At 70.8% G+C, this 7286-nt stretch carries 10 protein-coding genes; 8 read left to right on the top strand and 2 right to left on the bottom strand.

Annotated elements, in window-relative coordinates:
• On the top strand, nucleotides 1-1037 hold a 1037-nt coding region (locus AC08OO_RS21565; RefSeq protein ID WP_476611562.1), incomplete at its 5' end, for an IS110 family RNA-guided transposase.
• Between the two features lie 14 nt (nucleotides 1038-1051).
• Here AC08OO_RS21565 and AC08OO_RS21560 read toward each other — a convergent pair.
• Together AC08OO_RS21560 and AC08OO_RS21555 are read right to left on the bottom strand one after the other, a co-directional pair.
• Complete coding sequence (locus tag AC08OO_RS21560; RefSeq protein WP_476611563.1) at nucleotides 1052-1372, bottom strand: 4a-hydroxytetrahydrobiopterin dehydratase; 321 nt, start codon at nucleotides 1370-1372, stop codon at nucleotides 1052-1054.
• 2 nt (nucleotides 1373-1374) lie between these two features.
• Nucleotides 1375-1782, bottom strand: coding sequence for a hypothetical protein (locus tag AC08OO_RS21555; RefSeq protein WP_476611564.1), 408 nt, complete (start codon nucleotides 1780-1782; stop codon nucleotides 1375-1377).
• A gap of 46 nt (nucleotides 1783-1828) precedes the next feature.
• Between AC08OO_RS21555 and AC08OO_RS21550 the strand changes: the two genes are divergently transcribed.
• The 7 genes from AC08OO_RS21550 to AC08OO_RS21520 form a co-directional block, all read left to right on the top strand.
• A complete protein-coding gene (locus AC08OO_RS21550) occupies nucleotides 1829-2005 on the top strand; it encodes a hypothetical protein (RefSeq protein WP_476611565.1) in 177 nt (58 codons plus the stop codon).
• Between the two features lie 432 nt (nucleotides 2006-2437).
• Nucleotides 2438-2860 (top strand): hypothetical protein, encoded by a 423-nt coding sequence (locus AC08OO_RS21545; protein WP_476611566.1) that lies wholly within the window; start codon nucleotides 2438-2440, stop codon nucleotides 2858-2860.
• A gap of 250 nt (nucleotides 2861-3110) precedes the next feature.
• Complete coding sequence (locus AC08OO_RS21540; protein WP_476611567.1) at nucleotides 3111-3794, top strand: AAA family ATPase; 684 nt, start codon at nucleotides 3111-3113, stop codon at nucleotides 3792-3794.
• Between the two features lie 223 nt (nucleotides 3795-4017).
• Entirely contained in the window at nucleotides 4018-5460 is a 1443-nt protein-coding gene (locus AC08OO_RS21535; protein WP_476611568.1) for an NAD(P)-dependent oxidoreductase, read from the top strand.
• The gene (locus AC08OO_RS21530; RefSeq protein WP_476611569.1) at nucleotides 5457-5990 is read left to right on the top strand and encodes a hypothetical protein; all 534 of its coding nucleotides are present in this window, start codon (nucleotides 5457-5459) and stop codon (nucleotides 5988-5990) included. The genes AC08OO_RS21535 and AC08OO_RS21530 overlap by 4 nt, the downstream gene beginning before the upstream one ends.
• On the top strand, nucleotides 5987-6868 hold the full coding sequence (locus AC08OO_RS21525; RefSeq protein ID WP_476618975.1) for a hypothetical protein: 882 nt from the start codon (nucleotides 5987-5989) through the stop codon (nucleotides 6866-6868). The genes AC08OO_RS21530 and AC08OO_RS21525 overlap by 4 nt, the downstream gene beginning before the upstream one ends.
• The coding region (locus AC08OO_RS21520) for a class I SAM-dependent methyltransferase (protein WP_476618974.1) at nucleotides 6814-7286 on the top strand (473 nt) is incomplete at its 3' end. The genes AC08OO_RS21525 and AC08OO_RS21520, both read left to right, overlap by 55 nt.

Here is a 7286-nt window from a genome sequence, read left to right as displayed (position 1 = left end):
ACTACTGGCGGACGGTCTACTACACGCTGCAGCCGCACCTGAACCTGATGCTGGTCAACCCCACTCATCTCAGAGGGATCCGGGGCCGCAAGACCGACCCCAGCGACGCGGCGTTCCTGGCCCGGGCCGGGGCGTCGGGCATGGTGATGGCCTCTTTCGTGCCCGGGCGGGAAATCCGGGAGCTGCGGGACCTGACCCGCCGGCGGACCGAACTGGTGCGCGCCGCGGGCTGGGAGGCCCAGCGGCTCGAGAAGGAACTCGAGGACACCGGTCTGAAACTCGCTGCGGTCCTCACCAACGTGGTCGGCGCCACCGGCCGGAAGATCCTCGAAGCCCTCGTCGCCGGTGAACGCGACCCCCACCCGCTGGCCGACCTCGCTGCCGGCCGGGCCCGCGCGAAGATCCCAGCCCTGGTCGAGGCGCTGGACGGCGAGTTCACCGACCACCACGCCTTCATGGTCCGCCACTACCTCGACGAGATCGACCGCTGGAAGAAGGTCATCGCCGAGTTCGACGAGCGGATCGCGGCCGTACTCGCCGACCACAAGCAGGACCTGGACCTCCTCGACACGATCCCGGGCATCGGCCGGCTCGCAGCCGAGATCATCATCGCCGAGACCGGGGGTGACATGGCCCAGTTCCCCAGCGCGCATCACCTTGCCTCCTGGATTGGAGTCTGCCCCGGACAGAACGAGTCGGCCGGCGTCAGCCGATCCGGCCGCACCCGGCCAGGCAACGGCAACCTCAAACGCCTGCTCGGGATCGCGGCGATGACTGCGATCAGGAACAAGGACTCCTACCTGGGGGTCTTCTACCGCCGCCTCGCCGCCCGCCGAGGCGGCCGACGCGCCCTGGTCGCCGTCATGCACAAACTCACGCTCGCGATCTGGCACGTCCTCCACAACAAGATCCCCTACCACGACCTGGGTGCCGACCACTTCGCCAGACGAGATCCTGAACGCACCATGCGCCGCATGATCAAACAAGCCAACAGCCTCGGCCTGACCATCCGTTTCGAGCCGATCGCCGCAGCCTGAGCGCACCGGTCACCTTATTTTCGTGTCAGGCCCGTGTATCTGGCCAGGACCTGGTCGATCTGCTCGGCGAGCAGGAAGTCCAGCTCGGTGATCTTCTGACCGGCGCTGTAGGTGGTGAGGCTGAAGTGCAGCGTCTCCCAGCGCAGGTCGATGTCCGGATGGTGCTGGAGTCGCTGGGCGGGAACCATCACATCATTGATCGCCTGGACGGCGGTGTAGTACTCCACCCGGAACGTCTTGTGGATCTCTTCACGGTCTGGGTCCTTCTCCCAGCCATCCAGCTGACTCAGCCGGCTGGTGATCTCCTCGGCCGGGAGCGGGTCGCGCAGTCCCACCTTCAGTCCTCCTCAAGAGTGGCCAGCAGTTCCGCCACCTCATGCCCCGGCTGGGTCTCGTGCCACGGTGTCAGCTGTCGCCAGACGGCGTGCAGCTCTCCGCGCAGGCGGGCCGAGCCGGTCTCGACGGCGACCGCGACGGCCTGGCCGACGGCCTCGACCGCCGCCTCGGGCTGGCCCGCCAGCGCATACGAGACAGCCAGCCGTGCCTGATACACGCCGGCATCGCGCCGGGCCGCAGGGGGAAGCCCGGCGATGACCTCCTCCCACAGCGTCTGGGCCGCGGCGCCGAGGCCGAGGCGGTTGTAGCAGGTCGCACGCTGGGCCTCGATGTAGCCGGGGGTCCGCCGGCAGGCGTTGAACCAGGGATGGTCGTCGGTCCACCCCGGGTAGCACTGCGGCAGCCTCATCCAGGGCCACGTCGACCGCCGTCCGGTCACCGACGAGCGCGTGGCCGTGAGCTGCCTGCTGGAGGGCCTGTACCCGGACCTTGGCGCACAGCCGCGTCTGGTCCGCCAAGGCCGCCGCGGTCAGGTCGAGGGTTCCACGTCCGTCGCGCCGATCGGTGAAGATCATCGCCTTGTTGACCAGCGCGTGCCGGATGAGCTGGATGTCACCGACCCGGTGTGCTAACTCAAGGGTCTGGTTGGCCCAGCCCGTGGCCGCGGCCAGGTCGCCGGCGTCCTGGTACAGCCACGTCAGCAGACCCCCGTAGGACGCACCCGTGCGCAGCAGTTCCTGCCGGTCCTCGCCCCGGGCAGTCTCGGTCAGGCGGTTCGTCAGCTCCTGCTGCGCAAGTACCGAAGGGATCACCGGGTAGGGCCCGAGCGCAGCCTCGGCCGCGTAGAACCCGTCGATCTGGGCGTTCAGATGGACGACGACGTTCCGCGCCACCTCGGGATGCGACGCGGGCAGTGCCGTCCTGCCCTTGGCCCACACCCCGGCGCCGCCGCCGGCCAGGAACGTCCGCCGGTCCACAGCCACGATGACCACCTCCCCGACCTCCGCGAGAACCCGCCACGCATCGTCCCCATCGTCGGCCATCTCAACGCCGAGGAGAGAGGTTTGAGCGACCGCCGGCAAAGGCTCGCAGAACGGCGCCCGAGCGCGGGGTTCGCCAGGGCGGTCGAACCAGAGCAGGCCGACGGGAATGCCGAGGACGTCGCTGTAGTGGATCAGTTTGGACAACTCTTCCGGGGCGCGGCCGTTTTCGAGGCGGCTGAGCTGCGGCTGGGTGAGTCCCAGCCAGCCACCGGCGAGCTCCTGGGACAGGGTCTGGCGGTGGTGCGGGTGCGTCCGGTAGGCATGGATCACCCGACCCATGTGCCAGCTGGCGAGGGCATCACGCATCTGATCGGCTTGCCAGAACTCGGCTTGCAGTTCCGGCGGTCCAGAGTGGGTGTGGGCGGCCGTCCGCTGGCAGGGTCCGCAGACCGGGCCCAGGTTGTCCGTGGCGAGGCGGTGACCGCACCGCGCGCAGCCGCGTAACGGGCGCGTCATCCCGAGCCGCCTCCCCATCGATGTGTACGGGCGGACGATCAGCAGAGTAACGCTAGCACTGCCCGTGACCGTGTCTGTGCATCGTGCGCATGAAGGTGTACCGGATCGCGGTATAGCCACTACCCGCCGCTGAATTTCACGCTCAGGATGTCGCACTCCATCGGGCCGTCCGACACGGGCACCGGACCACATCGAATCGCGCCGGCGGAGATTCCCAGCAGAAAGGGGGTGGATGGCGATGCCCATCGCCGTAGCCGTACCGATGCTCGGGCCACCCGCGGTAGGGAAGTCGACGTTGGCGAGCCGACTCGGCCAGGCGCCGAACTGCATGGTGTTCAGGCTGCGTGAGCAGGTACCGGCGGCGCGGCTTGCTGCGGCCATGGGCGGCGCCGGGCCGCTGGGCTGGATGGATGACGTCACGGTCGCGACCGCGCTTCGCCGCTATCTCGACAGGGTGGTGCGCGCCGCAGACGCACATATGGTGATCTTCGACAACTTCCCGGGCAGTGGCAGACAGGTCCGGTTGCTGCTGGGCGAGCTTGCCTCCCTGGCGCCTTGCCGTGTGGTCCTGCCGATCGAGTTGTCGGTCGACGCGGTGACGCTGCGCCGTCGTGCCGTGCAGCGTCGGGTCTGTCATCGCTGCGAACGTGACCCTGTGCGGGACCCGCGGCTGCCCGCCGAGGCGAGCGACGAGGACGCGCAGCGCTGTGGCCGGTGCGGCGGGGTGCTGCAACCCCGACGGGGCGACGCGCCCCGGCTGCTGCGCGCCCGGCTCGCCCGCTGGCAGCGCGAGGCCGCCGGCATCCGCGACGAGTTCGCCGCGGCCGGCATCGCGATCAGCCGACTCGACACCACCGGCAGTCTCGCCGGCACCACCGCCGCCGTGTCCGCCCTTGTGACCGCGAGGAGCACCCGCCGATGACCGCACTCGTTCCCTGTATCCCTCCGAGACACCTTGTCCACATCGAACCGGCCGGCGACACTGTCCATCCGCGCGCGCTCGACGGCCGGGCCGCGGTACTCGGGGTCCGGCCGTGACCCCGCTCCTGACCGCGCCAACCGTGTGCCCTGGATCGCCTGCTGTCGCCGCGCCGCCCGACCAGCGCCGGCACGAAGCAGGAATCTGTGGCCGTGCGCAGCTGACGGTGAGCTGTCGCGACGAGCCGGACAGTCATGAACGGCATCTCGACGACGCCGTCGGCCGTGTGCAGGCCGTGCTGCCCGAGGCACGAGTAGACCGCCGGATGCCAGGGGCGCGGGTGCTGCGGCTACCGGGTGACGGCGAGGCGGTCCTCACCGCAGGCAGTGAACCGTCCGGACGGACGCTCACGCTGACCGCGGCGATCCTCGCCCCGGGTGATCTCGGCGGACGGGGCCAGGGGCGCCTGCTGACTGCGGTGGGTGCTCTACCGTTCACGGCGACCGAGATGGCCGACCTGCACACCCAGATGCCCATCACCTCGCGGCTGGCCGGCTGGCAGCCGGCCAGGGTGCTCGCCGACGTGGCGCCGGTACTGGCGGTGCATCACATGACCGACTTCCTCGTGCTCGTCGACGCGTTGCGCGCGTTGGGCGTCGCCCCAGCGGCGATGACGGTGCTCGACAAGCGGTACGCCTACCGGCAGACCCAGCGCGTCGACGCCCACCTGCGCGCCCAGGGCGTCACCGTGGCCGACTGGCGGGCGGCCCCGTTGGCGATCGCGGGCCACTGCGCCCGCGCCGACGCGACGGGCCTGCGCCCGGTCCTGATCGACGACGGCGGCTACCTGCTTCCAACCCTGCTCGACGAATACCCCGATCTGGCGGGCCGACTTCTCGGCCTGGTCGAACAGACGACCTCGGGCATCGCCAAACTCGCCCGGTTCGGCCCGGCGCTTCCGGTTCCGGTGTTCTCCGTCGCCGAGTCGCGGCTGAAGGCCACGATCGAGTCCTACGGCGTCGCCGACGCCGCCGTCCGCAACCTGCTCACGCTGCTCCCGCAGCAGAAGTGGGAAGGCAAACCAGTGGTCGTCCTCGGATACGGCCGCATCGGGGAGCAGGTCGCCCGAGTGCTGCGCGACCGGCGGATGCGCGTCGCGGTCCACGACAGCGAGATGGTCCGCCTGGTCGCCGCCCACGAAGCCGGTTTCACCACCGGCCGTTCCGTGCGCCGTCTGCTCGCCACCCACCAGCCAGTCCTGGTCGTCGGCGCGACCGGGAGCACGTCGCTCCGCGGCGACCATCTGGACGGCCTACGCCGCGACTGCTTCCTGGCCAGCGTCACCTCCCGCGCCCGGGAACTGGCACTCGACGAGATCGCCGACGACGCCACGGTCCTCCCCGTCACGGCGGGCCTGCGCTACCACCGGCCCGGCGGCGCGACGGTCACCGCCCTCGCGGACGGCTATCCGCTGAACTTCCACCACGCCGAGTCGCTGCCCAACAGCTACGCCGACGTCATCATGGCCGCCCTCGCTCTCGGCGCCATCGCCCTGTCCCAGTACCGCGACCGCTACCCGGTCGGGCACAACGTCGCCCTGACCGACCGCATCCTGGAGTCCAGCGGACTGTTGGAGCGCTACTACGCCGAACACGGACCGACCTCATGACTGCCATACAGGACGACCGGATCTTCCCGGTCCACGGGTCCACGCGACCGGTCGCCGCGTTCGCGGACCACCTGCGTGCGGTCCGCGACGGGCTGGACCTGCCCGTCGGGCTGATCACCGCAGAACGACCGCTGCTGCCTCGCCGCGGTCTGGTGCGGGTGGCGCACCTGGTCACCACGTCGGACGAGCGCGGACAGATCGGCGACACCGTCGTCTGGGAGGTCATGAGCGCCGGCGCCTACCGCCGCTGGCTCGCCGGCGCGCCCGCCCCCGACTTGGCCGTCATCGAGGCCGCCGTGCCCGGATTGTTCGCCCTGCGCTCCCTGCACCGCACCGGAAAGATCCACCATCTCTGCATGCCCGAACTGGCCGAACTCCTCGCGGGCCGCTACCTGTCCGCCAGGCTCGCCCACCGGCGCTGGCCGCCCGTCCGTGACGCCGCCGCCCGTGCACAGACCTACCTGGCCACCTACGGCTTTGCCGCCGCTCGACCGACACCCGCCTGCCTGGTGAAGGAGCCGAACCGATGACCGACCCCAGCACGCACGCCGCGGACAACAGCTGGGTGCGGGGAGCCGTCGACCACGCGCTCGCTCCCGCCTACCAGACCCACACCGCCACCCTGCGGGGCATCATCCGCCAGCGTCTCGTCACCCGCGCCCCGCGCACCTACCTGCCCGACCAGGCCCCACTCCTGACCGTCCTCGCCACCGTCACCCGCCCCGGCGGGACGATCTCCGTTGTCGGGAAGAACGCCACCGCGCTCGCCCTGCGCGCCGGCCTCCAAGGACGCTGGCACGACACTCTGACCCTCCTCGACGAGGAAACCCGCCAGGCCACCGTGACCGAGATCGGAAACCTCGGCGTCCCCAGCCGCGGCGACGACCCCCGCCACATCCGCGACCTGCTGACCGCCGCCGGCACCGATCCCGTCGCCTGGCACGGCATCCGCGTCTTCACCGACCACCTCGGCGACACCCCACCCGGCCCCGACCTCGACACCGTGATCGACACCGAGTGGACAGCCGGCAGCCGCGACCCCTACCGCCAGATCGCCCGCCTCTACCACCTGATCCACACCCGCCGCCCATGTCCACCACCCAGCCACCCGCCAAGCCCCCGGCAGCTCCACCGTCCGACCTCCCTCGGCCCGTCGGGCAGTGGCGGCAGGCACGTCGCACCTGCCCGCCCGGCTGCTTCGGCTACCACGCCGCCTGGCCCGTCTGCCGCCGCCTCGGGATCAAGAGCCATCCCGGCTGGCACGCCGACTTCCTTTCCGCAAGCCTTTCCAGCCACCCGGACGCCGCGCTCCGCCCACTCGACGTCGTCATCGCCGGCGCCGCCGACGACACGATGCTCACCACCCTCGCCCGCGTCCCCCTGCCCTATCCGCCACGGGTCCACCTGATCGACCGGTGTGGCACCCCCGTGGCCCGCAACACCGCCGTCGCCGTCCGGCTCGGACTTGATCTCACCGCCGAACAGCGCGACCTCGCCGCCCCACCGGCCATCGGACCCATCGATCGGCAGCACGCCGCCCCGCGCGGTTGGCCGCAGTCCCTGGCCACGGTGGACGTTCTCGTCACCGACGGCCTGCTGTCGCTGTTTCCCTCCAGCGCGACTGTCGCCGAACTGCTACGTGGCGTCACCCGCGTCCTGCGTCCCGGTGGTCGGTTCTGCTACACGACCCGGCTCACCGCCCGCCCGGACCAACGCCTCGAATACGACCTCCTCGGCCGTCTCATCCAGACCGCGACAACCCTCGCCTGCCAGCCCGCCCCACCCGCACAGCGCTGGGCCGCGGCCAAGCGGACCTGGTCCAGGCC

The organism is Frankia sp. CeCAU1, assembly GCF_977971845.1.
This window is presented reverse-complemented; position numbering and strand designations above follow the sequence as displayed.